Genomic DNA, 25,796 nt, shown 5'->3' with positions numbered 1-25,796 from the left:
GCAGCTGGAACTCACGGATGAAGACGCTCAACCCATTGCACCACGTCGCGCCGCTGCTGCGCCATCCCCTGCGCTTCGTCTGGGATGCGCTGAAGGCTTTCCGCGCCAACCAGGGGCTGCTGCTCGCGGGAGCCGTAGCCTATTACGCCTTGCTTTCCATCGTGCCGCTCCTGATCGTGAGCGTGATCGCGATGTCTCACCTGATCGAGCAGGCCGAGCTGCTGCGCACCATCGGCCGGTACCTCGAATGGCTGCTGCCGGGGCAGTCGAAGGCGATCGTGACGGAGCTGTCGAACTTTCTCCAGCACCGCGACGTGATGGGGCCGGTGCTGTTCGTGACCATGATCTTCTTCAGCTCGCTGGCCTTCAGCGTGCTCGAGAGCGCCATGGCGGTGATCTTTCATCACCGCAAGGCCGATCATCGGCGCCATTTCCTGGTTTCGGCGGTCATGCCCTATCTCTACATCCTGTTCCTGTGCGTGGGCCTGCTGCTGGTCACGCTGGTGTCGGGCGCGCTGCAACTGGTGGGGCAGGAAAGCGTCGACCTGCTGGGCCGCAGCTGGTCGCTGTCGGGGGTGTCGGGCCTGCTGCTCTACCTGCTGGGGCTGGGCGGCGAGATCTTCATGCTGACCTCGCTCTACCTCGTGATGCCGGCCGGCCGCATGTCGCTGCGCCATGCGCTGCTGGGCGGCGTGACCGCCGCGCTGCTGTGGGAGGCCACGCGGCGGGTGCTGATCTGGTACTTCTCGACGCTGTCGCAGGTCAACGTGGTCTACGGCTCGCTCACCACGGCGATCGTGGTGCTGCTGAGCCTGGAGATCGCCGCCACGTTCGTGCTGCTGGGCGCCCAGGTCATCGCCCAGTACGAGCGGCTGGACCGCACCGGCAGCACGGCGGTGCCGCCGCTCACCGGGGCGGAAGCCGAATCGCTCCGTCGAGACGAATCACCTCGCCGTTGAGCATGTCGTTCTCGATGATGTGCTTCGCGAGCTTGGCGTAGTCCTCCGGCGTGCCCAGGCGGGAGGGGAAGGGCACGCTGGCGGCCAGCGCGTCCTGCACCTCTTGCGGCATGCCGAAGAGCATGGGCGTGCCGAAGATGCCGGGGGCGATGGTCATGTTGCGGATGCCGTTGCGCGCCAGGTCGCGCGCGATGGGCAGGGTCATGCCGACCACGCCGCCCTTGGAGGCGCTGTAGGCGGCCTGGCCGATCTGGCCGTCGTAGGCCGCGACCGAGGCGGTGGAAATCAGCACGCCGCGCTCGCCCGTGGCTTCGGGCTCGTTCCTGCTCATGGCATCGGCCGCGAGGCGGATCATGTTGAAGCTGCCGATCAGGTTGACCGTGACGGTCTTGCTGAACACCGCCAGCGCGTGCGGGCCGTTCTTGCCCACGGTCTTCTCGGCCGGCGCAATGCCCGCGCAGTTGACCAGGCCCACCAGCTTGCCGAGCTTCTGCGCCGCGGCAACCGCCGCCTGGCCATCGGCCTCCTGGCTCACGTCGCATTTGACGAACACGCCGCCGATGTCCTTGGCGACGGCTTCACCCTTGTCGGCCTGCATGTCGGCGATCACGACCTTGCCGCCGCTGGCAGCCAGCATGCGCGCGGTGCCTTCGCCGAGGCCCGAAGCGCCCCCGGTCACGATAAAAACCTTGCCGTCGATCTGCATTGAGAGTCTCCTGAAATGAGACCGGCATTATCGAAGACGGGCGGGGGGCAAAAAAAAAGGCCTCATCCGAAGATGAGGCCCTGAATTGGATCCGTGAGGACCCAAGGAGACAACTGGTGGTGGTCGGCGGCTTAGCGCTTGCGCGAGGTGGTCGCGGTCTTGGCGGCGGCAACGGCTTGCGTCGACACGGCGTTGAAGTTGGCTTCGGCAACGTCCGACGCTTGCTTGACGGCCTTCTGGACCGATTCGAAAGCGTTGTTGGCGGCAGCCACGGCGCTCTTCAGCACGGCAACGGCGGTTTCCGAGCCGGCGGGTGCATTCTTGGAAGCGCTGTCGACCAGGCCGACAAAGGTTTGCTGGGCTTCAGCAGCCTTGGCTTCGAAAGCCTTGGTGAACTCGGCGCCGGTGCCCTGGGCGATGTCATAGAGGTGACGGCTGTAGGCAGCGGTCTTTTCGGCCAGGGGCTGGAACAGGCTGGCTTGCAGCGTCAGCAGTTCCTGTGCGTCCTTGACGTTCAGGGCGGCTTGGGCGGTGCCGGCAGCTTCGGCCAGGGCAGCCTTGGAAGCGGTCACGTTGAGTTCGACGAGCTTCTCGACGCCTTCGAAGGCCTTGGTGGTCAGGCCGAACAGGGTTTCGAGGTTTGCTTTTTGGGCGGCGAGGATTTGGTCAGCGGTCAGGGCCATTTGGGAATCTCCGGTAAGGATGAAAGGTGGTCGGTTCACGTTGCGCTGCCTCGTCGTCCATGTTTATGTTGCGGTGCAGCATGGCCTCAAGTATAGGCAGCACAGCTTTGCGATCAAGGGGGTTTTGCTGCTTTGCAGCAATTTAGAACACACTTTCTAAATTCGCTCCGGCATCCAGAATGCGGGCCATGCGCGCGTTCTATTCCGGCCAGTTCGTCCTGCCCCTGCCTCCGGGGCACCGCTTCCCGATGTCCCGCTATGCCTTGCTGCGCGACCGCCTGATCGAGCACCTGCCGGCGGTGGACATGGACCAGGCCCCGCGTGCCACCGACGGCGAGCTGGCGCTGGCCCATACCCCGCAGTGGATCGCCGCCATCAGCGACGGCAGCGTGAGCCCGCAGGCCATGCGGGAGATCGGCTTCCCCTGGAGCGAGGCGATGGTCGAGCGCTCGCGCCGTTCCACCGGGGCGACCATTGCAGCCTGCCGCGCGGCATTTGCCGGCGGCGTGGCGGCCAACATGGCGGGCGGCACGCACCACGCCTATGCCGACAAGGGCGGCGGATTCTGCGTCTTCAACGACGCCGCCGTGGCCGCGCGGCTGATGCAGGCGGAGCACGGCCGCGGCGGCCGGCAGCTCAAGGTCGCGGTGATCGACCTCGACGTGCACCAAGGCAACGGCACGGCCAGCATCTTCCGCAGCGACCCGAGCGTCTTCACGCTGTCGCTGCACGGGCAGAAGAACTTTCCCTTCCGCAAGGAGGCGAGCGATCTCGACGTCGAGCTGCCCGACGGCTGCGGCGATGCCGACTACCTCACCGCGCTCGAGCACGCGCTCGACGAACTGGACCGGCGTTTCTCGCCGGGCCTGGTGATCTACCTGGCAGGCGCCGATCCCTTCGAGCGCGACCGGCTCGGCCGGCTCAAGCTGACTTTCGACGGCCTGGAGGCACGCGACCGGCGGGTGTTCGACTGGGCCTGGCAGCGCCGCATTCCGCTGGCCTTCGCGATGGCCGGAGGCTACGCCAGCGACATCGGCGAGACAGTGCAGGTGCAGCTGGGCACCTTCAAGGTGGCCTTCGACTACTGGCGCCGCTGGCAAAATGCCGCGCGATGAGCTCCGCCCCCAAACCCACGCCGCATTCCCGAAGCAGCTATCGCGCGTTTCGCAGCATTCCCACGCGCTGGGCCGACAACGACATGTACGGCCATGTCAACAACGTCGTCTACTACAGCTGGTTCGACACGGCGGTGAATGCGCTGCTGATCGAACGCGGCGCGCTCGACATCCACCAGGGGCCGGCCATCGGCTTCGTGGTCGAGACGCAATGCAACTATTTCGCCCCGATTGCGTTTCCCCAGACCGTGGAGGCCGGCATCCGGGTGGCCCAGGCCGGGCGCTCCAGCGTGCGCTACGAGATCGCGCTCTTTGCGGAAGGCGCGGACACCGCGGCCGCGCAAGGCCACTTCGTGCATGTGTATGTGGACCGGGCCACGCAGCGGCCGGTGCCATTGCCCGAGGCGCTGCAGCGCGTGGTCGACTCGCTGAAAGCCTGATCCAGAAAAAACGGCGCCCGAAGGCGCCGTTTTGTCTTTTTCCGTGCGGCCCGTGAGCCACGTCGGTCCTACATGGTCTTCTTCATGGCCTTGATGTCGGCCTTGCCCTTGGCTTCGTCGGCCTTGGCCTGCTTCACGCAGGCGGCCTTGGCGTCGCCGGTCTGGTCGTCGCACTTTTCCTTGGCGACTTCGTACGTCGCCTTGACCTTCTCTTCCGCAAGCTTGCGGGCATGGGCGTCGCTCGGCTTGTACTGCTGTTCGAGTTCGGCCTTCGCCACGTCTTCCTTGCCCTTGGCTTCCTTCTGGCAGACGTCCTTCGCGTTGTCCTTCATCGAATCGCACTGGGCCTTGGCGACCTTGTAGTCGGCTTCGATCTTTTCCTTCTCGACCTTGTACTCGTCCTTGGTCATCGCGCCGGCCTGGGTGGCCATGAAGCAGGTGGAAGCAAGAGCGAGCATGAGCAGATGTTTCTTCATTGTTTTCTTTCTTTGCGGTTCATAGGAATCGGAGGCTCAGTATTTTTCGTACCAGAGGGCGTCCGGCGTGCGGCCGTCGCGCGATTCCCAGTCCTTGACCTGCTTTTCGGCCTCGTCGCGGCTGATGCCGTGGCGCTCCTGGATGCGGCCGAGCAACTGGTCGCGCTTGCCGGCAATCACGTCGAAGTCATCGTCGGTCAACTTGCCCCATTGCTCCTTGACCTTGCCCTTGAGCTGTTTCCAGTTGCCTTCGATGGTGTCCTTGTTCATGCGAATCTCCTTTAAAAAATGATTCGGCGGGCTCGTTGGCTGCCGTGCACGAACTGTCGCGGGGCCTATTCACCCTGGCGGTAGGACGCCCAGTGCTGGCGCCGTAGGCACAAGCCGACGGCGCCCGTGATAATCGGACGCACGCCGAAAAGCTTGGGACAACGCGCGCCGCACCATGATCATTCACAGCCTGCTCGACACCGACCTCTACAAGTTCACCATGATGCAGGTCGTGCTGCATCACTTCCCGGGAGCCCGGGTCGAGTACCGGTTCAAGTGCCGCAACCCCGGCATCGACCTGGCGCAGTTCGCGGGACAGATCCGCGAAGAGGTGCGAAGCCTCTGCTCGCTGCAGTTCCGGGACGCCGAGCTGGCGTACCTGCGCTCGATGCGTTTCATCAAGAGCGACTTCGTCGACTTCCTGGGCCTGTTCCGGCTCAACGAGAAGTACATCAGCATCACGCCCCAGCCCTCGGGCGAGCTCGAGATCCGCATCAAGGGGCCGTGGCTGCACACCATCCTGTTCGAGATTCCCGTGCTGGCCATCGTGAACGAGGTCTACTTCCGCAATACGCAGAAAAAGCCCGACTTCGAGGAAGGCCGGCGGCGCCTGGAAACCAAGATCGGGCAGCTGCAGGACGCCGGCCTGTCGGACCTCAAGATTGCCGACTACGGCACGCGCCGGCGCTTCTCCAAGAACTGGCATGAAGAGGTGCTGCGCACGCTGAACGCAAGGCTCGGTGCCGTCACCTCGCCGCCGGTGCACGCCGAGCCCGGCGCGCGGTTGCCCCAGCTCGCGGGCACCAGCAACGTGCTCTATGCCATGAAGCTCGGCCTGATTCCCCTCGGCACCATGGCGCACGAATACCTGCAGGCCTGCCAGGGGCTCGGCCCGCGGCTGCGCGACAGCCAGATCTTCGGCTTCGAGAACTGGGCCCGCGAATACCGCGGCGACCTGGGCATTGCGCTGTCCGATGTCTACGGCATGAGCGCCTTCCTGCGCGATTTCGACCTCTACTTCTGCAAGCTGTTCGACGGCGCGCGCCATGACAGCGGCGATCCGTTCCAGTGGGGCGAACGCATGCTGGCGCACTACGCCGCCAACCGGGTCGATCCGCTCACCAAGACGCTGATCTTCAGCGACAGCCTCACCGTGCCGCGCACCATCGAGCTCTACCAGCAGTTCCGCGGCCGCTGCCAGCTGGCGTTCGGCATCGGGACCAACCTCACCAACGACCTCGGCTACGAGCCGCTGCAGATCGTCATCAAGATGATCACCTGCAACGGCCAGCCGGTGGCCAAGCTGTCGGACACGCCTTCCAAGAACATGTGCGAGGACGAAAAATACCTGGCGTACCTGCGCCAGGTGTTCGAGATCGAGCAGCCGCCGGCCTGACGCGCGTCTGGTACGGTACCGCTCCATGAAAAAAACAGTCCGCCTCGCGGCAGCCGCAGCGCTGCCGATGATGTTTCCCGCGCTTGCCATGGCTGCCGAATTCGACGGCAGCAAGCTGTCGGCGCTCTGGGGTGTTCCGTTCGCGGGCATCCTGCTGTCGATTGCGCTGATGCCGCTGCTTGTGCCGGCGTTCTGGCATCACCACTATGGCAAGGTTTCCGCGGCCTGGGTGCTGGCGTTCCTGCTCCCGTTTGCCGCGATCTTCGGCGTGCCGCTTGCGGGCGCCCAGTTCGTGCATGCCCTGGTGGAGGAATACATCCCCTTCATCATCCTGCTCACGGCGCTGTTCACGGTGGCGGGTGGCATCCACATTCGCGGCAACCTGCATGGCGCGCCCGGCCTCAACACGGCCATCCTTGCCATCGGCGCGGTGCTCGCGAGCCTCATGGGAACCACGGGCGCCTCGATGCTGCTGATCCGACCGCTGATCCGCGCCAACGACAACCGCCTGAAGAAGGCGCACGTGGTGGTGTTCTTCATCTTCATCGTTTCGAATGCCGGCGGCTCGCTCACACCGCTCGGAGATCCGCCGCTGTTCCTCGGCTTCCTGAAGGGTGTCGACTTCTTCTGGACCGCGCGGAACATCCTGCCCGAAACGCTGTTTCTCGTTGGCACGCTGCTTGCGCTGTTCTATGCCATCGATCGCCATCACTACCGCAAGGAAGGCGTGCTGCCGTTCGATCCCACGCCGGACACCCCGCGCATCGGCTTCGACGGCGCCGCCAATTTCTGGCTGCTGGGCGGGATCATCTTCTTCGTGCTGCTTTCCGGCGTCTGGAAATCACCGGTCGGCTTCGGGCTGTTCGGCACCCACGTCGGCTTGCCCGGGCTCGTGCGCGACGCCGGACTCATCGCCATCACGCTGCTCTCGCTCAAGATCACTTCCGACAAGGTGCACGCCGACAACCAGTTCGAATGGGGCCCGATGGTCGAGGTGGCCAAGCTGTTCGCAGGCATCTTCCTGACCATCATCCCGGTGATCGCAATGCTGAAAGCCGGCGTCCACGGACCCTTCGGAGCGGTGGTGTCGGCGGTGACGCGGGCCGATGGCCAGCCCGATCCGGCCATGTACTTCTGGGCCGCCGGCCTCCTGAGTTCTTTTCTCGACAACGCACCCACCTACCTGGTGTTCTTCAACACCGCGGGTGGCGATGCCGCCGTGCTCATGACCACCTACGCCACCACTCTGGCTGCCATCTCGGCCGGCGCGGTGTTCATGGGCGCCAACACCTACATCGGCAACGCTCCCAACCTCATGGTCAAGGCCATCGCCGAGAGCCGCGGCGTACGCATGCCGGGCTTCTTCGGCTACATGGCGTGGTCGGTGGGCATCCTGGTACCGCTGTTCGTCCTCATCACCTTCATCTTCTTCCGCTAGGCACAGACATCATCATGAGCAAGCCCAAGATCCTGGTCGCACGCGCGATCTTTCCCGAAACCATCGAACGTCTCTCGCAGCATTTCGAGGTCGAGTCGAACCAGGCCGACGAGAGCTGGAGCAAGGAGCAGCTGATCGCCAAACTGCAAGGCAAGCAGGGCGCCTTCACCACCGGCAGCGAGCGCATCGACGCCGCCGTGCTCGACGCCTGCCCCGGCCTGAAGATCTGCGCCAACATGGCTGTCGGCTACAACAACTTCGACGTCGACGCGATGGCCGCGCACGGCGTGCTCGGCACCAACGCACCCGACGTGCTCACCGAGACCACGGCCGACTTCGGCTTTGCGCTGCTGATGGCCACGGCCCGCCGCATCACCGAGAGCGAACACTTCCTGCGCGCGGGCAAGTGGCAGAAGTGGAGCTTCGACATGTTCGCGGGCTCCGACATCCATGGTTCGACGCTCGGCATCATCGGCATGGGGCGCATCGGGCAGGGCATTGCCAAGCGCGGTGCGCACGGCTTCGGCATGAAGGTGGTCTATCACAACCGTTCGCGGCTCGATGCGGCCCTGGAGGCCGAATGCAAGGCCAGCTACGCAAGCAAGGAAGAGCTGCTCAAGACGGCAGACCACGTCGTGCTGGTGGTGCCGTACTCGCCGGCTTCGCACCACACCATCGGCGCGGCCGAAATCGCGCTGATGAAGCCGACCGCCACGCTGGTGAACATCGCGCGCGGCGGCATCGTCGACGACGCGGCGCTGGCCGTTGCGCTGCGCGAGAAGCGCATTGCGGCGGCGGGGCTCGATGTGTTCGAAGGCGAGCCCAAGGTCCACCCCGATCTGCTGACCGTGCCCAACGTGGTGCTGACTCCGCACATCGCGAGCGCCACCGTGCCCACGCGCCGCGCGATGGCCGAACTCGCGGCCGACAACCTCATCGCCTGGTTCGGCGGCAAGGGGCCGCTGACTCCCGTCACGCCCGTTCCGCCCGCCGCCAGATAAGCAAACAAACACGGACCCTCATCGCCACCTTGGACACTTCCCTGATTCTTCTTCTGCTGGCCGCCTTCGCGGTGGTCCAGCTGGTGCTCGCGGTCTGGCTGCTGGCACGCCGCCAGCCTGCGCCCGACCACAGCGAACTGCTCTCCACGCTGTCCGCGATGGGCGCCGCCAACGAACGCACCGAGCGCGAGCTGCGCCACGAAATCGGCGAAAGCTCGCGCGGCGCGCGGCAGGAAACCGCGCAAGCCTTCGCCACCTTCCAGCAGGCCCTGGTGCAGCAGGGCGCCGAAGCCACCCGCACGCAGAACGCCCAGCTCGATGCCTTCTCGCTGCAGCTTGCCTCCTTGCAGAAGACCCTGGCCGACACGCTCAACACCCAGCTCCAGGGCCTGAGCGAATCCAATGCGCGCCGCCTGTCGGAAGTGCGCGCGACCATGGAAGCGCAGCTGGCGCAGCTCCAGCAGAGCAACACCGCCAAGCTCGACGAGATGCGCAAGACCGTCGACGAGAAGCTGCAGAGCACGCTCGAAGCGCGCCTGGGCGAGAGCTTCAAGCAGGTGGCCGACCGGCTCGAGCAGGTGCACAAGGGCCTGGGCGAGATGCAGACGCTGGCCGTCGGCGTCGGCAGTCTGCAGCGCGTGCTGACCAACGTCAAGACGCGCGGCGTGTTCGGCGAGGTGCAGCTCGAGGCGCTGCTCGAGCAGGTGCTCACGCCCGAGCAGTACGCCAAGCAGATCGAGACCAAGCCGCGCAGCGGACAGCGCGTGGACTTCGCGATCCGCTTCCCGGGCCGCGGCGACGACGGCGCTCCGGTGTGGCTGCCGATCGACGCCAAGTTCCCGCGCGACGACTACGAGCGCCTGATCGATGCGCACGAGCGTGCCGATGCACCCGGCGCCGAGTTGGCGGCCAAGGCGCTCGAGGCGCGCATCCGCGTCGAGGCCCGTTCGATCGCCGAGAACTACCTGGCGGCGCCGCACACCACCGACTTCGCCATTCTTTTCCTGCCGGTCGAAAGCCTCTATGCCGAGGTGCTGCGCCGTCCGGGCCTGATGGATGCCATCCAGCGCCAGCACCGCGTGACGCTGGCCGGCCCGACCACCCTGCTTGCCATGCTCAACAGCCTGCACATGGGCTTTCGCACACTGGCGCTGGAGCAGCAGGCCTCCGAGGTCTGGAAGGTACTGGGCGCGGTCAAGACCGAGTTCGAGCGCTATGGCGAATGGGTTTCGCGCATCAAGGAGCAGGTGGCCAAGGCCTCCGACACGCTCGACAAGGCCGACACGCGCGCCAAGCAGATGCGCCTGGCACTGCGCAAGGTCGAGGCGCTGCCCGAGGCCCAGTCGCAGGTGCTGCTGCCTCCCACGGCCGACAGCGAGGGCGACGACACCCCGTGAAAGGCTCCGAATTGCTGCGGGTGATCGGCGCCCAGGTCTGCCTGCATGCCACCATGGCCGGCATGCGGCTCGCGACCCCGCTGCTGGCGCTGCAGCAGGGCTACAGCGCGGCAGCTGTCGGCGTGCTGATCGCTCTGTTCGCGCTCACGCAGGTGTTCCTGGCGCTGCCGGCGGGGCGCTTTGCCGACCGGCACGGATTCAAGCGGCCGCTGTGGCTGTCGGTCATCGCGGCCTCGGCTGGCGCGGGACTCGTGCTCGTCTTCCCGACCTTTCCGATGATGTGCATTTCGGCGCTGCTGACCGGCGGCGCCACGGGCGCGACCGTCATCGCACTGCAGCGCCATGTGGGCCGCTCCGCGACCAACGCCACGCAGCTCAAGCGCGTGTTCAGCTGGCTTGCGATTGCGCCCGCGGTCGCCAATTTCGTCGGTCCGTTCGTCGCCGGCCTGCTCATCGACCATGCGGGACGTGCACCCGCGGACATGCTGGCGTACCGGGTCTGCTTCGCGGTGATGGCGGCTTTTCCCATCGCCTGCTGGCTGCTTGCGCGCGGCGCGCACGAGCCGCCGCCTGTCGCACCCGCCGCCGGCGCCGTGCCCACGCGGGCCTGGGACCTGCTGCGCGAGCCGATGTTCCGCCGCCTGCTGTTCGTGAACTGGCTGCAGTCGTCGAGCTGGGACGTGCATGCCTTCGTGCTGCCGGTGCTGGGGCATGACCGCGGCATCGGCGCTTCGGTAATCGGCTCCATCCTCGGCGCCTTCGCCATTGCCGCGGCGGCCATCCGGGTGGTGCTGCCGCTGGTGGCCTCGCGCGCTTCGGAGCGAAGCGTGATCCTGAGTTCGACCCTCGTCACGGCGCTGGTGTTCGCGGTCTATCCGCTGCTCGACTCGGCCTGGAGCATGGGCCTGTGCTCGGTGATCCTGGGCTTTGCGCTCGGCGCGGTGCAGCCGATGGTGATGAGCATGCTGCACCAGATCACGCCGCATGCGCGGCACGGCGAGGCGCTGGGCCTGCGGCTCATGACCATCAATGCATCGAGCGTGGCGATGCCGATGCTGTTCGGCTCGATCGGCGCGCTGATCGGGATCGCGGGTGTCTTCTGGGTGGTGGGCGGCGTGGTTGCGCTGGGGGCGCGGGCGACCTGGGGTTTGAAGGCCTGACTCCGCGGCCCAAGCCCGTCCGCGAACCGTTGAAATCCATGCTGCAAATAAGATCAATTCTCATTTGTTGACTTTGAACTGACTTGAAGTCAGTATCGACGCCTTCCTCAACGACCCTTGAAGGCGTCCATGGACTTTCCGGATCCGGCCGCAGCCGACCCGCGGCGCCGTGCCGCGCTCGTGGCCGCGGTGTACCTCGGCAGCTTCATCGCCACGCTCGACGCGAGCATCGTCAACGTCGCGCTGCCCACGCTGCAGCGCGCGCTTTCCACCGACCTTGCGGGGCTGCAGTGGGTGGTCGACATCTACGCGCTGTGCCTTTCGGCCTTCATGCTGTCGGCCGGACCGCTCGGCGACCGCTATGGCCGCAAGCGCGCCTGGCTGGCCGGGGTGGTCGTGTTCACCGCGGGATCGGCCATGTGCGCGATGGCCGGCAGCCTGGCCACCTTGCTTGCGGGGCGGGCGGTGCAGGGCGTGGCCGGTGCATTGATGATCCCTGGCGCGCTCTCGCTGCTGGCGCACGCGTTTCCGGAGCCGGCCAGCCGGACGCGGGTGATCGGCGGCTGGTCGTCGTTCACGGCGCTGTCGCTGATCCTCGGGCCGCTCGTGGGCGGGGTGCTGGTGGACCATGCGGGCTGGCAGAGCATCTTTCTGATCAACCTGCCCATCGGCCTGCTGGCGGTGGCGCTGGGCGCCTGGGGCCTTCGCGAGAGTTCGCATCCCGAGCACGCGGCGCTCGATCCGGCCGGCCAGGTGCTCAGCGTGGTCTGGCTGGGCGCGCTGACCTACGGGCTGATCTCGGCCGGGGAACGTGGCTGGGGCTCCGCAGAGGCCACAGCGGCGCTGGCGGTCGCGGCCATCGGCCTCGCGCTGTTCCTTGCGGTGGAGGCCAGGGTGGAACGGCCGCTGCTGCCGCTCGCGCTGTTCCGCGACGCCCGCTTCTCGGTGACCAGCTTCGCCTCGTTCGTACTCGGCTTCTCGGTGTATGCGAGCCTGTTCTTCTTCTCGCTGTTCCTGCAGCAGGTGCAGGGCTGGTCGGCCAGCGACACGGGCTGGCGGCTGATGCCGCAGTTCATTGCGACGGGCATCGTGGCATCGCAGTTCGGCCGCCTGGCGCGGCGCTACCAGGTGCACACGCTGATGATCGCGGGCTACGGGCTCGTCGGCGCCTCGATGCTGTTGCTGACGCTGTTCTCGGCCGACACGCCCTATGCGCTGCTCGCATTCCTGTTCCTGTTCCTGGGCGCTGGTTCGGGCCTGGCGGTGCCGGCCACGAGCGCTGCGGCGATGGCATCCGTGCCCGCCCAGCGCTCGGGCATGGCTTCAGCCACGACGAACGCGCTGCGCCAGGCGGGCATGCTGATCGGCATTGCACTGCTCGGCACCTTGATGAGCACACGCGCCATTGCGCTGCTCGCCGAAGCGCTTGCGCGTGCCGGGGTTCCGGATGCACGCCAGGCTGCCGTGGCCGCGGTGTCGCGGCATGAGCTTGGCGCGCTGGCCTCGCTCGATCCGGGCATGGCGCACGGCCTGCTGGCGGGCGCGCTGACCGGCGGTTTCCATGCGGCCATGCTCTGCGCGGGGTTGGCGGGCCTGCTGGCGGCGGGGCTGCTGGCGAGCGTCAGGCCGCGTGCCGCCGCCTTGCCTGCCCGCGCCTGAAGGCACGCACCGCCATGCCCGCCGCGCTCGTGCCGTCGTTCTTCAATGCGCGGCTTCGTTCGACTCTTGAAGAGGAGCTTTCGATGATCCGGCACGAACTCGCTCAATGGCCGCTGGTCGTCAGCGTCTCGGCCGGCTTGCAGACAGTGCAGAGCCTGGATGCGTTCGCGCAGGACTGGAGCCGCTGGCTCGACCGCGGCGAACCCTTTGCGATCCTGCGCGTGTTTGCCGACGCCGATTCGCTGGTCCACCCTGAAGGCGGCGCCCGGAACGCGAAGCGATGGTTGCAGGAGCGGGGCAAGGACATCCGCCGCGGGATGCTCGGCATGGCGAGCGTGGTACCGGCCGACCAGTACGAGAAAATGCGCAGCATGAATATCGAGAAGCTCCTTGGCGTGCCGGCCCGCATTTTCGCGAACACCGATGATGCGCTGGCGTGGCTCGGCGAAGAGGTGATGGCGCCGCGAGGGCTGCGGCTTGACGCGCTCGCGGTGCATGCGGCGATCGGCACGGCGCATGCGGCCGCCGTTGTTCCCTGAAGGATCTTTGCATGGCGCGAAGCGGCACGATCAATGCTCCGACTCCCGCGGGCGAGCCCGAGCCGCCGCCGCCGCGCCGCCGCACCAAGGCGCCCGAAACCCGCGCTGCCGCGCTGATGGATGCCGCCGAGCGGCTGTTCATCGCCAAGGGCATCGCCACCACCAGCATCGATGACATCGCGGCCGGCGCACAGGTCGCCAAGGGCACGTTCTACCTGTATTTCGCCTCGAAGGAGGCGTTGCTGGGCGCATTGCAGCAGCGCTTCGTCGACAGCTTCCGCGCGCGGCTGCAGGAAGCCATGGACCGACATCGCCCCGGCAACCACCATGCACGACTCAGGGCTTGGGTGGAGGCGGGACTTGAAACCTATCTGGACAACGTGGCCCTGCACGACGTGGTCTTTCACGAGTACCGGCCCGAGGACCGGCGCATGCGCAACGACAACGCCGTCATCACGCAGCTCGTCGATCTGCTGAAGCAGGGCGATGCCGCCGGGGCCTGGAAGGTGGACGACGCGACGCTGACGGCGGTAATTCTTTTCAACGCGCTGCACGGCGTTGCCGACGATGCGGTGGCCATGGGCTCTGCTGGCGATCCGGCCGCCGATCGCCGCCGCCGCGCCCGCGCGCTCATCCGGTTCTTCGAACAGGGACTGCTCGGGGCAGGCTAAAGCTTGTAGAAGCGCTTGATCGCATCCCACGCATCTTCGGGCGCGTCGACGTATTCGAAGAGCTTCACGTCGGCCGGGGAGATCACGCCTTCCTCGACCAGGAAGTCGAAGTCGACGAGCTTCTTCCAGTAGGCCGAGCCGAACAGCACGATCGGCACCGGCTTCGACTTGCGGGTCTGCACCAGCGTGATCACCTCGAACAGCTCGTCCAGCGTGCCGAAGCCCCCCGGAAACGCCACCAGCGCCTTCGCACGCATCATGAAGTGCATCTTGCGGATCGCGAAGTAGTGAAACTTGAAGCTCAGCGCCGGCGTGACGTAGGGGTTGGCTTCTTCTTCCATCGGCAGCGCGATGGCCAGGCCGACCGAGAGGCCGCCGCCTTCATGTGCGCCGCGGTTGGCCGCCTGCATGATGCCGGGGCCACCGCCGGTGCAGACGAAAAGCTTGTCCTCGGGTTCCTTGCCGTTGCTGTACTCGGCCACCAGCTTGCCGAAGGCGCGCGCCTTCTCGTAGTAGTGCGAGCTGCGCGCCAGGCGGCGCCAGCGGTCGGCCGCCACGGCATCTCCGGCGGTTTCGGCCTGCGCGACCAGCGCGGCTGCTTCTTCTTCGCTGCGAAAGCGCGCGCTGCCGAACACCACCACGGTGTTCTCGATGCCATGGGCGCGCTGCTCCAGGTCGGGTTTCATGAGCTCGAGCTGCATGCGGATGCCGCGGGTTTCGCGGCGCAGCAGGAATTCCGGATCGGCAAAGGCGAGGCGCGAAGGATCGGGATCGAGCGGGAGGCCTTTTTCGGCGTGCGCCTTGAGGGTGGCCCAGGCGTCCGCGAGGCGCTTGTCGTGAAGGTCGTGCGTGTTGTTCATGGAGAAATCGGACAGGAAGACTTGCAGCATTGTGCAGCGTCGGGGAGGCGGTGCCCCGCGGCTCAGAAGGCGCCGTGCCGCCCCTCGCCGCGAACGAAACGCTCGGAGCCGGCTGCGCCCTCGGCCGCGACGATCGGCACGCCGAGCCGGCCTTCCTGCCGCAGCGCATCGGCCAGCGGCAGGTTCCACTGGGCATAGGCGGAATACCGGTCCGCCAGCATGCACTGCTGGGGGAACGACGCGATCTCGCGCGCGAGCGCTTCGGCCGCGTGCCGGGCGCCGCCTGGCGGCACCACGCGGTCGACCAGGCCCATGGCCTGCGCTTCCGTGGCGCTCACGGGCCGCCCGGTCAGGATCAGGTCGAGCGCGCGGCCCATGCCGATGATGCGCGGCAGCCGCACCGTGCCGCCGTCGATCAACGGCACGCCCCAGCGACGGCAGAGCACGCCGAGCACGGCATCTTCCTCGGCCACGCGCAGGTCGGCCAGCAGCGCGAGCTCCAGGCCGCCAGCCACCGCATGGCCGCTGATGGCTGCGACCAGGGGTTTGGCGAGCGCCATGCGGGTCGGGCCCATCGGGCCTGAACCGCCGCCTTCGGGGTCGAGTTCATTGCGGCGCGCGGGATCGCCGACCGCGCCCAGGTCGGCGCCGGCGCAGAAGCTGCCGTGCTCGCCCCACAGCACGGCAACGCGCTGGCTTTCATTGGCTTCGAAGCTTTCGAAGGCAGCGCGCAGCGCCTCGGCCATGGGCCGGTCGACGGCGTTGCGCTGCTTCGGGCGGCTCATGACGATGGTGCTGACCGGCCCATCGATCTCGGTGCGGACGCTCGCGGATGTGTTCATGGGCAAAAGGGTAAACCCATCAACGGAAAAAGGCTCCTTGCGGAGCCTTTGTCGTCCTGATGCTGGCCAGCCAGCAGGGTGCAGGGGCTTAGACGCGCTTGCGGTATTCGCCGGTGCGGGTGTCGATTTCGATCTTGTCGCCTTGCGAAACGAACAGCGGCACCGGCACTTCGAAACCGGTGGCGATCTTGGCGGGCTTGAGCACCTTGCCCGAGGTGTCGCCCTTGACGGCCGGCTCGGTCCAGGTGATTTCGCGCTCGACGCTGGTCGGCAGTTCGACCGAGATGGCCTTGCCGTCGTAGAACACCACTTCGACCGGCATGCCGTCTTCGAGGTAGTTGAGGGCGTCGCCCATGTTCTCGGCTTCGACTTCGTACTGGTTGTACTCGGTGTCCATGCAGACGTACATCGGGTCGGCGAAGTAGGAGTAGGTGCACTCCTTCTTGTCGAGCACGATCTGGTCGATCTTGTCGTCGGCCTTGAAGACCACTTCGGTGTTGAAGTTGGCGATCAGGCTCTTGAGCTTCATGCGCACGGTGGCGGAGTTGCGGCCGCCGCGGCTGTATTCGGTCTTGAGGACGACCATCGGGTCCTTGCCGTGCATGATGACGTTGCCGGCGCGGATTTCTTGAGCGATTTTCATGTCAGGTTCTCTGGATGTTGGCCGCTCGGTGCGCGGAGCCATCGGGCGACGTTTGCAATCTGGTTTGCAAGGTCTTGCCGGCGTGTCTTGCCGGCCTCATTGGCCCCACGGTACATGTCCCGCGGCAGGTTTGGCGGAGAGCATCTCGGATCTGTGTAAATCCGGGCCGAAATCCGCAAAGCCCGCTATTTTAGCTTTTTCCAGCGACCAGATGCCGCAATTGAGTGACCAAGTCCTCTTGTGCGGACAGCCTTTCGCGGGCGGCCAGCACGGTTTCACGCCATGGGCCGTGCGTTTCGAGAGGGGGCAGCGGGTTGCTGTCGAACCCGTTCCAGGCATGGTGGAACTGCCGCAGCGACGGCGGTGCGCCCAGCCAGTCGAGCCATGCGCCGAGCTTGACGTGGTGCGCGTCGTCATCCTGCGGGTAGATCTGCCAGACCAGCGGGGCGCCGGCCCACAGGCCCCGCACGAGCGAATCCTCGCCGCGCACGAAATTCAGGTCGCAGGCCCAGAGGAGGTGGTCGAAATCGGTCTGCGTGAAATAGGGCAGGTATGAAATTGATAGCGCACCGAGTCCCGAGAGCCCCTGGTCCGGCTGTTTCCTGTCGGCAAAGAACGCCCTGACCGCATGCGCGGCGCGGCCCGAGGTGACCAGCAGCCGCGTGGCCTGCGAACCTGCTGCCAGCTGCTCGAGCAGGGTCGCCAGCGCCGGGGGCTCGTAGCAGAAGAGCGACACCAGGCGTTCGCCATCGCGCCAGGGGATTTGCTGCGCCGCCAGCCACTGCGCGCGGTCGAAGCGTGCCCTTCGCTCCAGCAGGCCGGGCTCGCGCAGCAGCCCCCCCGTGGCGGGCGTGAAGCCCGGATAGAAAAAGCGCTTCGTCAATCCCGTGCCGGGGCCCTTGAACACGGGCGAGGGCAGGCCATGCAGGCGTTCGACATACGGCTCGGCCGACAGGTATTCGAGATTGATCCACGTCCGGCCTGGCCCGGTCGGGGCCTGCGGCTCGGCAAAACGCGCGATCAGTTCGGGCGCGGGCTCGCAGCCGAAGGCCTCGATCAGCACATCGGGCGGCGGGGCTGCCACGGCTTGCCGGATGGCGGCGGGCTCGAGCCAGTCGACCACGCTCACGCCTTCGCAGCCCGTGGGGGCCATCCAGTGCAGCGCCGTGGCGTCGTCGATCCATAGGCGCACGCGCTCGCCGAGCGCCGCCAGTTGGCCGGCCAGCCGCCAGCACACGCCGAGGTCGCCGTGGTTGTCGATGACCCTGCAGAAAATGTCCCATTGCATGGGCGCCAGTGTGCCTGTCTTCGGCCTCGGCAAGACCCGCCGCATGCTTGGTATGCTGGCCGGCACCCAACATCCGGAGAGAGAAACCATGCGCTTGCCGATCCGCCGCCGTTCGCCTCTTTCCCTTGGTTTCTTTGGTCCACCCGGTGTGGCGAAAACAGTGCTCGCGCTTTCCCTGGCCCTGGGCGGCCTGGCCGGCGCCTCGGCGCAGACGACGCCGTCGCTGACACCGCAGCAGCAGCGCTTCCACGACATCTACAAGGAGCTGATCGAGATCAATACCAGCCATTCGGTGGGCGATAACACGCTCGCGGCGCGCGCCATGGAAAAGCGCCTGGTCGAATCGGGCTTTGCGCCTGGCGACATCCAGATCTTCGAGCCCTTCCCCAAGAAGGGCAACCTGGTGCTGCGCTTCAAGGGCAACGGCAGCAAGAAGCCGCTGCTGCTGCTGGCCCACATCGACGTGGTCGAGGCCCGGCGCGAGGACTGGAAGACCGATCCGTTCAAGCTGCAGGAAACCGGCGGCTACTTCACGGCGCGCGGGTCCATCGACGACAAGGCCATGGCCTCGGCGCTGGTGTCGGTACTGGGACAGCTCAAGCAGGAAGGCTTCAAGCCCAGCCGCGACATCATCCTGGCGCTGACGGCCGACGAAGAGCGCGGCGATGCGCTCAGCAACGGCGCCTTCTGGCTCATCAACAACAAGCCCGAACTGCTGCAGGCGGAGTTCGGCATCAACGAAGGCGGCGGCGGCGAGCTGCGTGGCGGCAAGCCCAACCTGCACCGCATGCAGGTGGCCGAGAAGATGTACACCACCTACATGCTCGAGGCGCGCGACGTCGGCGGCCACAGCTCGGTGCCGACCAGGAACAACCCGATCTACGCGCTGTCCGCGGGGCTGGAGCGCCTGGGCAGCTATGCGTTCCCGGTCAAGCTGGGCGAGGTCACCAAGACCTATTTCGCACGCAGCGCGCCGTTTGCCACAGGGCAGCTGGCCGACGACATGCGCGCCGTCGGCGGCGGCAACCCCGAGCCCGCGGTGATCGAGCGGCTCTCGGCCAATCCGGCCTACAACGCGCAGCTGCGCACCACCTGCGTGGCGACCATGGTGCAGGCGGGCCACGCAGAGAACGCGCTGCCGCAGTCGGCCAAGGCCACGGTCAACTGTCGCATCCTGCCGCATGACGACCCGGACGAAGTCGAGCGCCTGCTGACCCAGGCCGTCGGCAATGACAAGATCGTGGTGCGCAACCTCGGCAAGCCCTTGCGCAGCCCGGCCTCGCCGCTGAACGGCGACCTGGTGAAGACCGTCGAATCGGTGACGCAGGTCATGTGGCCGGGCGTGCCGGTGGTTCCCGCGATGAGCACCGGCGCCACCGACAGCCGCTTCATGCGCAACGCCGGCATTCCGATGTACGGCGTGACGGGCATGTTCCTCGACCCGGCGGATGCGCGCGCCCACGGGCTGGACGAGCGCATCGAGATCCAGCGGCTCTACGACGGCCGTGAGTTCCTGTACCGGCTGGTGAGCGAGCTCGCCAGATAGGCGCCGCCCTCTCGCGGAGAGGGCGGGCGTCTTCGGTCAGGGTGTGAAGGTGTCTCCCAGCACGATGCCTTCGCGCCGCGGATCGGCGCCGCCTGTGAGCACCGGTTTGCCGCCCACGTTCGTGCGGATGATGGTGCTGATGCCGCTGGACTGCGCCCCGAAGCCCACCGTGTGGCCGAGCGCGCGCAGCCCCGTGATCAGCGGGTCGTTGTTGCCCGAGTCCGAAGTGTCGATGGCCGGATGCTCGCCGCCCACGTTGGTGGTCTTGCTGTTGGAGGCGCCGAAGTCCACCAGCGAGGTGGCCTGCTGCGCATCGAGGCCCCAGTCGAGCGCGCCGACCAGCGTCTTCACCACGTACTGGATGATCGTGCCACCGCCCGGCGATCCGGTTCCCATCACGAACTCCCCCATGCTGCCGTCGCTGTTCTTCCTGAACACCATCGTGGGCGCCATCGTGCTGCGCGGGCGCTTGCCGGGAGCGACGCGGTTGGCCACCTTCACGCTCGGGGTGACGCTGGTGTCGTCGGGGTTGGAGGCGAAGTCCGTCAGCTGGTTGTTCAGCATGAAGCCCTGGGTCATGTGGAACGAACCGAGCGTGCTCTCGACGGTGGTGGTCATCGTGACGACGTTGCCCTGCTTGTCGACGATGGTGAAGTGCGTCGTGCCGTGCTCCTCGGTCTTGTCGATGCCCAGGGGCACGCTCCCGAGATCGCCCGGCAGCGCCGTCCCCATGCTCGCCGACAGGCTGATCAGGCTGGCCCGCTTCTGCAGGTAGGGCTTGTTGATCATGGTGTCGACCGAGCCGCCGGGCAGCGGCACGAAGTCGGTGTCGGCCACGTACTTGTCGCGGTCGGCATAGGCCAAGCGCTCGGCCTCGCTCACCAGGTGCACACCCATCACGGTGGGCTTGCCGCCTTCGAGGTCGATGGCGGTGGGCTTGTACAGGCCCAGGTTGAAGGTCTCGAGGATGCCCAGCGACTGCACCACCGCAATGCCGCCGGACGACGGCGGCGACATGCTGCACACGTAGTAGTCGCGGTAGGTGCCGCAGACCGGTTCGCGGCGCTTGGCCACGTAGCCGGCCATGTCGGCCATGGTCGTCTTGCCGGGCGTGATGGCCGAACCGTCGACGGCCGCCGTGATGCCGATCTTGTCGACGATGCCTTGTGCAATGGCGCCGGTGTAGAACGCGTCTGCGCCCTGCGTGGCGATGGTGCCGAGGGTCCTCGCGTAGGCCGGGTTCCTGAGCCTGGTGCCCAGCGCCTTCGGCGTGCCGTCGTCGTTGAAGAAGTAGGCCGTGGCCTCGGCGTCGCGCTTGAGGCTGGCGGCCGAGCCGGAGATGGCGGCGGCCATGCGTCCGCCGATCGGAAAGCCATCGGCGGCGAGCGTGATGCCGTAGCTGAAGAGGTCCTTCCAGGGCAGCTTGCCGTGGTCCCTGTAGGCGATGTCGAGCATGCGCACCGCGCCGGGTGTGCCGATGGAACGGCCGCTCGCACGGGCGCTGGGCTTGGGCGGGTTCTGGTCCGCCACGTCGTCGATCCAGCGCAAGTAGTTCTCGGTTGCCGCAGCCGGCGCCATTTCGCGCCCGTCGTAGGCCTGCAGCTTCCTGGTCGCCGCATCGTAGTGAAGCATGAACGCGCCGCCGCCCAGGCCGCTGGATTGCGGCTCGACCAGGCCCAGCACGGCCTGCACCGCCACCGCCGCGTCGACCGCGCTGCCGCCGGCCTTGAGGATGTCGCAGCCCGCGCGCGTGGCGAGCGGATGGTTGGCCACCACCATGTAGTTCTTCGCGTAGACCAGCTTGTGGCCGACGACGTAGCCCGAGGCGGGCTCGGGTGCTGCCGGGTCGCCCGGGTCGCCGGAACCCACCACGACCGGCGTGCCGCCGTCGCCGATCAGGCAGCCCTTGTCGGCTTCGGGCGGCGGCGGGACGGGCCGGTTGGCATTGGCCGCGTTGATGGCGGCGATCGTCGCGACCAGGGCGGCGTTGTCCTGTGCGCCGCTGCCGCCGCCCCCGCAGCCGGCCACGGTCAATGCCAGTGCGATCGGAGACAGTGCCAGCCAGGCGCCCGTCCGGATGTTTTTCTTCATGGAGAGTTTCCCCGAGTAGTCTTGATGAAATGACACAGGCGCTCCTCGCGCCCGCCATCATCAGCACAATTCATTCCAGGCCGATCGGGGTTTCCTCGCAGGCTGGCCATGCGGGCCTGGCGTGCGCGCCACAATAGCCGCCATGTCAGACGTGCATTCCGATCAATTGCTCAGCGAAGTCGCGGCCCTGCCGCAGCTGCCGGGCGTCTACCGCTATTTCGACGCGGCCGGCGCGGTGCTCTACGTGGGCAAGGCGCGCAACCTCAAGAAGCGGGTTGCCAACTATTTCCAGAAGAGCCATGGCGGCACGCGCATCGGCCACATGATCAGCAAGATCGCGCGCATGGAGACCACCGTGGTGCGCTCCGAGGCCGAGGCGCTGCTGCTCGAGAACAATCTCATCAAGACGCTCAAGCCGCGCTACAACATCCTGTTCCGCGACGACAAGAGCTACCCCTACCTGAAGATCGCCTCGCACGAGTTTCCGCGCCTGGCCTACTACCGCGGCGCGGTCGACAAGAAGCACCGCTACTTCGGGCCCTACCCGAGCGCCTGGGCGGTGAAAGAGTCGATCCAGCTGCTGCAGAAGGTCTTCAAGCTGCGCACCTGCGAAGACACGGTGTACGCCAACCGCACGCGGCCCTGCCTGCTGTACCAGATCAAGCGCTGCACCGGCCCCTGCGTGGGCTACATCTCGTCCGAGGCCTATGCGCAGGATGTGGCCAGCGCCGAAGCCTTTTTGATGGGCGACACCCAGCTCGTGCTCTCGAAGCTCGAGGCGCGCATGACCGAGCACGCCGAGAAGCTCGAGTTCGAACAGGCGGCCGAGCTGCGCAACCAGATGTCGGCGATCTCGCGCGTGCTGCACCAGCAGTCGATCGAGATCGCTTCCGACAAGGACGTCGATATCCTTGCCGTCAAGGTGCAGGGCGGCAAGGCCTGCGTCAACCTGGCGATGGTGCGCGGCGGCCGGCACCTGGGCGACCGCGCCTATTTTCCGGTGCATGTGGAGGACGCCGTGCAAATCCACCATGGCGAGTTCGATGCGGAAGAGGGCGCAGTGCCCGCCGCGGCCGATCCGATCGAGGTGCAGGTGCTCGAGGCCTTCATTGCCCAGCACTACATCGACGTGCCCGTGCCCGCCACGCTGGTGCTGAGCCACCTGGTGAGCCGCGAGCTGATCGAGGCCATCTCGCAGCAGGCCGGCGCGCGCGTGACGGCCGTGTTCCAGCCGCGCGAGCAGCGCCGGCATTGGCTCGAAATGGCCGAGACCAACGCCGGCCTGCAATTGGCTCGGCTGCTGGCGGAAGAAGGTTCGCAGCAGGCGCGCACCCGCGCGCTGGCCGATGCGCTCGAGCTCGCGCCGGACGACCTCGACAACTTCCGTATCGAATGCTTCGACATCTCGCACACCGCGGGCGAGGCCACGCAGGCTTCGTGCGTGGTGTTCGAGCACCACACGATGCAGAACCGCGAATACCGCCGCTACAACATCGAGGGCATCACGCCCGGCGACGACTACGCCGCGATGCGCCAGGTGCTGCACCGCCGCTACGGCAAGCTGGCCGAGGCCATGGCGGCCGAGACCGACGCGCCGCCCATGGGCGATGCCGGCGGCGCGGGCAGCGATGCGCCCGCCAAGACGAAAGCCGCACGCATGCCCGACCTGGTGCTGGTCGACGGCGGCAAGGGCCAGGTGTCGATGGCGCGCGAGGTGTTCAGCGAACTGGGCCTGGCGCTGTCGCTCATCGTGGGTGTCGAAAAAGGCGAGGGGCGCAAGGTCGGGCTCGAGGAACTGGTGTTTGCCGATGGCCGCGAGAAGGTCTACCTGGGCAAGGACTCCGCGGCGCTGATGCTGGTGGCGCAGATCCGCGACGAGGCGCACCGCTTCGCCATCACCGGCATGCGCGCCAAGCGCGCGAAGGTCCGCGTGGGCGGCAGCCAACTCGAGGACATTCCGGGCATCGGACCGAAGCGCCGCGCGCGCCTGCTGCAACGCTTTGGCGGAATCCGCGGCGTGGCAGCCGCCAGCGTCGAGGACATCGCATCGGTCGAAGGCATTGCCACCGACCTGGCCGAGGAAATCTATCGCGCGCTGCATTGAGGCCGATTGCCCCGGCTTTCGCTTCCGCCTCTCGCACATGACACAATCGCCCGCATGTTCTGGACCCTCCCGACCATCATGACCTGGACGCGCATCGTCGCGATTCCATTGATCGTTGGTGTGTTCTACCTGCCGATGGCAGAGCCGATGCGCAACCTGATTGCCACGGTCATGTTCATCGTCTTCGCGGCCACAGACTGGCTCGACGGCTACCTGGCGCGCAAGCTGAACCAGACCTCGGCCTTCGGCGCCTTCCTCGATCCGGTGGCCGACAAGTTCCTCGTGTGCGCCGCGCTGCTGGTGCTGGTGCACCTGCAGCGCGCCGATGTGTTCGTGGCGCTGATCATCATCGGCCGTGAGATCGCCATCTCGGCGCTGCGCGAATGGATGGCGCGAATCGGCGCCGGCAAGAGCGTGGCGGTCCACATGATCGGCAAGGTCAAGACGACCGTGCAGATGATCGCGATTCCCTTCCTGCTCTATGACGGGCGTCTGTTCAAAGTCATCGACACGGGCCTCTGGGGCCAGTGGCTGATCTGGATCTCGGCGGTGCTCACCGTGTGGTCGATGGTCTATTACCTGCAGAAGGCCATTCCCGAGATCCGGGCCCACAGCAAATGACGATGGTGGCCACGGCACGCGGCTCGGGCTGGCTGCGGGCCATGCCGGCGGTCTTCGTGCTCATCTGGAGCACGGGTTTCATCGTCGCGCGCTATGGCATGCCCTACGCGCCGCCGCTCAAGTTCCTGGCTGTGCGCTTTGCGCTCTCTCTCGTGTGCTTCGGTATCTGGGTCGCGCTCGCGCGGGTTGCCTGGCCGAAGGAGCGCGCGCAGTGGGGGCACCTGGCGGTCACCGGCGTCCTGATGCAGGCGGGCTACCTGGGCGGCGTCTGGGCGGCTGTGCATGCGGGCATGGGTGCGGGGCTGGTGGCACTGCTGGTCGGCATCCAGCCGGTGCTGACCGCTGTCTGGCTGTCGTTCAATGGCGGGCGCATTTCGCAGCGCCAATGGGCCGGACTGGTGCTCGGCTTTGCGGGCCTGGTGCTCGTGGTGTCGCGCAAGTTCGGCCAGGGCAGCGAGGTCAGCGCGTTGACGATGGGGCTTGCCGTCATGGCGCTCCTTTCGATCACGGCGGGCACGCTGTACCAGAAGCGCTTCGTCGCGCCGTGTGACGTTCGCAGCGCGAGCGCCGTGCAGATGGCGGCCGCATTGATCGTGAGCCTGCCCTTTGCGGCGATGGAATCGCAGGGCATCGAATGGAATGCGTACTCGACCGGTGCCATGGCCTGGTCGGTCCTGGTGCTGTCGCTCGGCGGCAGCTCGCTGCTCTACATGCTGATCCAGCGCGGCACGGCCACCGCCGTCACCAGCTTGCTCTACCTCGTGCCGCCATGCACAGCGGTGATGGCCTGGCTGCTGTTCCGCGAGCCGATCACCCTGGTGACCTTGCTGGGCATCGGGCTGACCGCGGCAGGCGTGAGCCTGGTGGTGCGCAGCGAGCGCTGACTGGGCGCGTTTTCTTTCAGCGCGGCGAACCGGCCTTGCCTGGCTTCCAGGGCTCGCCGCGGAACTGTTCGGCCAGGTGATCGAGCAGCAGCCGCACGCGGCGCGGCGTCTTGGGGCGCCAGGGCGCAATCCAGTGGATGTCGGCATCGGGCATGGCGTAGTGGGGCAGCACGCGCACCAGTTCGCCGGAAGCCAGTTGCGGTGCGATGTCCCACAGGCTGCGCAGCATGATGCCGTGGCCGGCCAGGCACCAGTCGCGCACCATCTCGCCCGAATTGCTCGCGAGCGGTCCCTGGACGCGCACGCGCGCCGTGCTGCCGTCGCGCGCGTGGCGCAGGGTCCACAGGGCGAACTGGTGCTGGTTGACCTCGCCGTTCTCGCGGGCCACCAGGCAGTCGTGCGCCGCCAGCGCATCGACCGTGGCCGGCAGGCCGCGCCGTTCCATATATGAAGGAGATGCGGCGAGCACGCGCTGGTTGCGCGCAATGCGGCGCGTGACCCAGTCGGCCGCCCGGCGTTGCTGCACGGCCCAGAGCCAGAGCGCGCCGTCATAGCCTTCGGCGCCGAGGTCGGGGAGCCGCTCGGTCAGCAGCAACTCGATCTGCAGCCCGGGATGGCGCGCCTGAAAGCTGGCCAGGGCAGGGCCGAGCCAGCGCCGGCCGAAGCCGAAGGTCGCAGCCAGCCGGATGGTGCCGACCAGTTCGTTCTGCCGCTCGCCGAGTTCGCTTTCGAGCGCGGCAAAGCCTTCGAGCAGCGCCCTGGCATGCAGGCAGACCGCTTCGCCCTCGGCCGTCACGCTGAGCCGGCGCGTGGTGCGCTCGAACAGCCGCTGGCCCAGCCGTGCCTCGAGCGCACCGAGCCGCTTGGTCACGACCGAGGGCACCACGCCCAGCGTGGCGGAGGCGCCCGCCAGGCTTCCCTGGTCGCGAATGGCCAGCACCAGTTCAAGATCGCCGCGGTCCATCGACAGTGGATTCATGCCAAATCGGAAAGTATGAATTGGCTGA

General features: G+C 66.9%; 25 protein-coding genes. 15 read left to right on the top strand and 10 right to left on the bottom strand.

The window, feature by feature from the left end; translation table 11 throughout:
• Positions 1-17: 17 nt before the first annotated feature.
• The gene (locus L1081_RS11390) at positions 18-959 is read left to right on the top strand and encodes a YhjD/YihY/BrkB family envelope integrity protein (RefSeq protein ID WP_489416492.1); all 942 of its coding nucleotides are present in this window, start codon (positions 18-20) and stop codon (positions 957-959) included.
• Here L1081_RS11390 and L1081_RS11385 read toward each other — a convergent pair.
• Together L1081_RS11385 and phaP are read right to left on the bottom strand one after the other, a co-directional pair.
• Entirely contained in the window at positions 907-1,665 is a 759-nt protein-coding gene (locus tag L1081_RS11385; RefSeq protein WP_489416491.1) for an SDR family NAD(P)-dependent oxidoreductase, read from the bottom strand. The genes L1081_RS11390 and L1081_RS11385 overlap by 53 nt on opposite strands.
• Before the next feature lie 131 nt (positions 1,666-1,796).
• Positions 1,797-2,348 carry a phasin family protein gene (phaP, locus tag L1081_RS11380; RefSeq protein ID WP_124961459.1) on the bottom strand — a complete coding sequence of 184 codons (552 nt, stop codon included), beginning with the start codon at positions 2,346-2,348 and terminating at the stop codon, positions 1,797-1,799.
• A gap of 188 nt (positions 2,349-2,536) precedes the next feature.
• Here phaP and L1081_RS11375 point away from each other — a divergent pair, with 188 nt between their 5' ends.
• Together L1081_RS11375 and L1081_RS11370 are read left to right on the top strand one after the other, a co-directional pair.
• The gene (locus tag L1081_RS11375) at positions 2,537-3,463 is read left to right on the top strand and encodes a histone deacetylase family protein (RefSeq protein WP_489416490.1); all 927 of its coding nucleotides are present in this window, start codon (positions 2,537-2,539) and stop codon (positions 3,461-3,463) included.
• Positions 3,460-3,903, top strand: a complete 444-nt coding sequence (locus L1081_RS11370) for a thioesterase family protein (protein WP_489416489.1) — start codon at positions 3,460-3,462, stop codon at positions 3,901-3,903. The genes L1081_RS11375 and L1081_RS11370 overlap by 4 nt, the downstream gene beginning before the upstream one ends.
• A gap of 68 nt (positions 3,904-3,971) precedes the next feature.
• Here the strand turns inward: L1081_RS11370 and L1081_RS11365 are convergent, their stop codons facing one another.
• Both L1081_RS11365 and L1081_RS11360 read right to left on the bottom strand, forming a co-directional pair.
• Positions 3,972-4,379 (bottom strand): hypothetical protein, encoded by a 408-nt coding sequence (locus L1081_RS11365; protein ID WP_489416488.1) that lies wholly within the window; start codon positions 4,377-4,379, stop codon positions 3,972-3,974.
• 36 nt (positions 4,380-4,415) lie between these two features.
• The gene (locus L1081_RS11360; RefSeq protein WP_124961423.1) at positions 4,416-4,649 is read right to left on the bottom strand and encodes a CsbD family protein; all 234 of its coding nucleotides are present in this window, start codon (positions 4,647-4,649) and stop codon (positions 4,416-4,418) included.
• Positions 4,650-4,824: 175 nt separating this feature from the next.
• Between L1081_RS11360 and pncB the strand changes: the two genes are divergently transcribed.
• The 8 genes from pncB (at position 4,825) to L1081_RS11320 (ending at position 13,910) form a co-directional block, all read left to right on the top strand.
• Positions 4,825-6,045, top strand: a complete 1,221-nt coding sequence (gene pncB, locus L1081_RS11355) for a nicotinate phosphoribosyltransferase (protein WP_489416487.1) — start codon at positions 4,825-4,827, stop codon at positions 6,043-6,045.
• Positions 6,046-6,070: 25 nt separating this feature from the next.
• Positions 6,071-7,483: a sodium:proton antiporter gene (locus L1081_RS11350; RefSeq protein WP_489416486.1), complete on the top strand. Its 1,413-nt coding sequence runs from the start codon at positions 6,071-6,073 to the stop codon at positions 7,481-7,483.
• Between the two features lie 14 nt (positions 7,484-7,497).
• Complete coding sequence (locus L1081_RS11345; protein WP_489416485.1) at positions 7,498-8,484, top strand: NAD(P)-dependent oxidoreductase; 987 nt, start codon at positions 7,498-7,500, stop codon at positions 8,482-8,484.
• A 29-nt stretch (positions 8,485-8,513) separates the two neighbouring features.
• Positions 8,514-9,881: a DNA recombination protein RmuC gene (locus tag L1081_RS11340; protein WP_489416484.1), complete on the top strand. Its 1,368-nt coding sequence runs from the start codon at positions 8,514-8,516 to the stop codon at positions 9,879-9,881.
• On the top strand, positions 9,878-11,041 hold the full coding sequence (locus L1081_RS11335) for an MFS transporter (RefSeq protein ID WP_489416483.1): 1,164 nt from the start codon (positions 9,878-9,880) through the stop codon (positions 11,039-11,041). The genes L1081_RS11340 and L1081_RS11335 overlap by 4 nt, the downstream gene beginning before the upstream one ends.
• 129 nt (positions 11,042-11,170) lie before the next feature.
• The gene (locus L1081_RS11330; RefSeq protein WP_489416482.1) at positions 11,171-12,700 is read left to right on the top strand and encodes a DHA2 family efflux MFS transporter permease subunit; all 1,530 of its coding nucleotides are present in this window, start codon (positions 11,171-11,173) and stop codon (positions 12,698-12,700) included.
• Between the two features lie 14 nt (positions 12,701-12,714).
• Positions 12,715-13,239 carry a hypothetical protein gene (locus tag L1081_RS11325; protein WP_489416481.1) on the top strand — a complete coding sequence of 175 codons (525 nt, stop codon included), beginning with the start codon at positions 12,715-12,717 and terminating at the stop codon, positions 13,237-13,239.
• Between the two features lie 11 nt (positions 13,240-13,250).
• Positions 13,251-13,910 carry a TetR family transcriptional regulator gene (locus L1081_RS11320; protein ID WP_489416480.1) on the top strand — a complete coding sequence of 220 codons (660 nt, stop codon included), beginning with the start codon at positions 13,251-13,253 and terminating at the stop codon, positions 13,908-13,910.
• Here L1081_RS11320 and L1081_RS11315 read toward each other — a convergent pair.
• The 4 genes from L1081_RS11315 to earP all read right to left on the bottom strand — a co-directional run bounded on the left by L1081_RS11315 (position 13,907) and on the right by earP (position 17,588).
• On the bottom strand, positions 13,907-14,770 hold the full coding sequence (locus L1081_RS11315; RefSeq protein WP_489416767.1) for a TIGR00730 family Rossman fold protein: 864 nt from the start codon (positions 14,768-14,770) through the stop codon (positions 13,907-13,909). The genes L1081_RS11320 and L1081_RS11315 overlap by 4 nt on opposite strands.
• A gap of 62 nt (positions 14,771-14,832) precedes the next feature.
• Positions 14,833-15,612, bottom strand: coding sequence for a crotonase/enoyl-CoA hydratase family protein (locus L1081_RS11310; protein ID WP_489416479.1), 780 nt, complete (start codon positions 15,610-15,612; stop codon positions 14,833-14,835).
• Between the two features lie 88 nt (positions 15,613-15,700).
• Positions 15,701-16,255, bottom strand: a complete 555-nt coding sequence (efp, locus tag L1081_RS11305) for an elongation factor P (RefSeq protein WP_012746921.1) — start codon at positions 16,253-16,255, stop codon at positions 15,701-15,703.
• A 190-nt stretch (positions 16,256-16,445) separates the two neighbouring features.
• Positions 16,446-17,588 (bottom strand): elongation factor P maturation arginine rhamnosyltransferase EarP, encoded by a 1,143-nt coding sequence (earP, locus tag L1081_RS11300; protein ID WP_489416478.1) that lies wholly within the window; start codon positions 17,586-17,588, stop codon positions 16,446-16,448.
• Positions 17,589-17,631: 43 nt separating this feature from the next.
• On the opposite strand from earP, the gene L1081_RS11295 reads away from it, so the two are divergent.
• Positions 17,632-19,089, top strand: a complete 1,458-nt coding sequence (locus tag L1081_RS11295; protein WP_489416477.1) for a M20/M25/M40 family metallo-hydrolase — start codon at positions 17,632-17,634, stop codon at positions 19,087-19,089.
• A 36-nt stretch (positions 19,090-19,125) separates the two neighbouring features.
• On the opposite strand, the gene L1081_RS11290 is transcribed toward L1081_RS11295, so the two are convergent.
• The gene (locus L1081_RS11290; RefSeq protein WP_489416476.1) at positions 19,126-21,180 is read right to left on the bottom strand and encodes a gamma-glutamyltransferase; all 2,055 of its coding nucleotides are present in this window, start codon (positions 21,178-21,180) and stop codon (positions 19,126-19,128) included.
• Between the two features lie 142 nt (positions 21,181-21,322).
• Between L1081_RS11290 and uvrC the strand changes: the two genes are divergently transcribed.
• The 3 genes from uvrC to L1081_RS11275 are packed head-to-tail and all read left to right on the top strand — an operon-like array spanning position 21,323 to position 24,789.
• Positions 21,323-23,284, top strand: a complete 1,962-nt coding sequence (gene uvrC, locus L1081_RS11285) for an excinuclease ABC subunit UvrC (RefSeq protein WP_489416475.1) — start codon at positions 21,323-21,325, stop codon at positions 23,282-23,284.
• A 54-nt stretch (positions 23,285-23,338) separates the two neighbouring features.
• Positions 23,339-23,905 (top strand): CDP-diacylglycerol--glycerol-3-phosphate 3-phosphatidyltransferase, encoded by a 567-nt coding sequence (pgsA, locus tag L1081_RS11280; protein ID WP_021006500.1) that lies wholly within the window; start codon positions 23,339-23,341, stop codon positions 23,903-23,905.
• Entirely contained in the window at positions 23,902-24,789 is an 888-nt protein-coding gene (locus tag L1081_RS11275; RefSeq protein WP_489416474.1) for an EamA family transporter, read from the top strand. Before pgsA ends, L1081_RS11275 begins: the two co-directional genes overlap by 4 nt.
• A gap of 16 nt (positions 24,790-24,805) precedes the next feature.
• Here L1081_RS11275 and L1081_RS11270 read toward each other — a convergent pair whose 3' ends face one another.
• The gene (locus tag L1081_RS11270) at positions 24,806-25,768 is read right to left on the bottom strand and encodes a LysR substrate-binding domain-containing protein (RefSeq protein ID WP_489416473.1); all 963 of its coding nucleotides are present in this window, start codon (positions 25,766-25,768) and stop codon (positions 24,806-24,808) included.
• Positions 25,769-25,796 lie beyond the last annotated feature (28 nt).

This window comes from Variovorax sp. MSC1_012 (assembly GCF_023667525.1).
Classification (GTDB): domain Bacteria; phylum Pseudomonadota; class Gammaproteobacteria; order Burkholderiales; family Burkholderiaceae_C; genus Variovorax; species Variovorax beijingensis_B.
The sequence above is the reverse complement of the archived record's forward strand: the minus strand, read 5'-3'. Positions and strand labels throughout refer to the sequence as shown.

Bases quoted from the DNA above. Each gene is read 5' to 3' on its own strand.
- L1081_RS11295 (WP_489416477.1), top strand. From the start codon at position 17,632: ATGCGCTTGCCGATCCGCCGCCGTTCGCCTCTTTCCCTTGGTTTCTTT.
- L1081_RS11345 (WP_489416485.1), top strand. From the start codon at position 7,498: ATGAGCAAGCCCAAGATCCTGGTCGCACGCGCGATCTTTCCCGAAACC.
- L1081_RS11270 (WP_489416473.1), bottom strand. From the start codon at position 25,768: ATGAATCCACTGTCGATGGACCGCGGCGATCTTGAACTGGTGCTGGCC.
- L1081_RS11290 (WP_489416476.1), bottom strand. From the start codon at position 21,180: ATGAAGAAAAACATCCGGACGGGCGCCTGGCTGGCACTGTCTCCGATC.
- L1081_RS11330 (WP_489416482.1), top strand. From the start codon at position 11,171: ATGGACTTTCCGGATCCGGCCGCAGCCGACCCGCGGCGCCGTGCCGCG.
- L1081_RS11390 (WP_489416492.1), top strand. From the start codon at position 18: ATGAAGACGCTCAACCCATTGCACCACGTCGCGCCGCTGCTGCGCCAT.
- phaP (WP_124961459.1), bottom strand. From the start codon at position 2,348: ATGGCCCTGACCGCTGACCAAATCCTCGCCGCCCAAAAAGCAAACCTC.
- pncB (WP_489416487.1), top strand. From the start codon at position 4,825: ATGATCATTCACAGCCTGCTCGACACCGACCTCTACAAGTTCACCATG.
- L1081_RS11315 (WP_489416767.1), bottom strand. From the start codon at position 14,770: ATGAACAACACGCACGACCTTCACGACAAGCGCCTCGCGGACGCCTGG.
- pgsA (WP_021006500.1), top strand. From the start codon at position 23,339: ATGTTCTGGACCCTCCCGACCATCATGACCTGGACGCGCATCGTCGCG.
- L1081_RS11370 (WP_489416489.1), top strand. From the start codon at position 3,460: ATGAGCTCCGCCCCCAAACCCACGCCGCATTCCCGAAGCAGCTATCGC.
- uvrC (WP_489416475.1), top strand. From the start codon at position 21,323: ATGTCAGACGTGCATTCCGATCAATTGCTCAGCGAAGTCGCGGCCCTG.
- earP (WP_489416478.1), bottom strand. From the start codon at position 17,588: ATGCGGCGGGTCTTGCCGAGGCCGAAGACAGGCACACTGGCGCCCATG.
- L1081_RS11350 (WP_489416486.1), top strand. From the start codon at position 6,071: ATGAAAAAAACAGTCCGCCTCGCGGCAGCCGCAGCGCTGCCGATGATG.
- efp (WP_012746921.1), bottom strand. From the start codon at position 16,255: ATGAAAATCGCTCAAGAAATCCGCGCCGGCAACGTCATCATGCACGGC.
- L1081_RS11385 (WP_489416491.1), bottom strand. From the start codon at position 1,665: ATGCAGATCGACGGCAAGGTTTTTATCGTGACCGGGGGCGCTTCGGGC.
- L1081_RS11375 (WP_489416490.1), top strand. From the start codon at position 2,537: ATGCGCGCGTTCTATTCCGGCCAGTTCGTCCTGCCCCTGCCTCCGGGG.
- L1081_RS11360 (WP_124961423.1), bottom strand. From the start codon at position 4,649: ATGAACAAGGACACCATCGAAGGCAACTGGAAACAGCTCAAGGGCAAG.
- L1081_RS11325 (WP_489416481.1), top strand. From the start codon at position 12,715: ATGCCCGCCGCGCTCGTGCCGTCGTTCTTCAATGCGCGGCTTCGTTCG.
- L1081_RS11365 (WP_489416488.1), bottom strand. From the start codon at position 4,379: ATGAAGAAACATCTGCTCATGCTCGCTCTTGCTTCCACCTGCTTCATG.
- L1081_RS11310 (WP_489416479.1), bottom strand. From the start codon at position 15,612: ATGAACACATCCGCGAGCGTCCGCACCGAGATCGATGGGCCGGTCAGC.
- L1081_RS11275 (WP_489416474.1), top strand. From the start codon at position 23,902: ATGACGATGGTGGCCACGGCACGCGGCTCGGGCTGGCTGCGGGCCATG.
- L1081_RS11320 (WP_489416480.1), top strand. From the start codon at position 13,251: ATGGCGCGAAGCGGCACGATCAATGCTCCGACTCCCGCGGGCGAGCCC.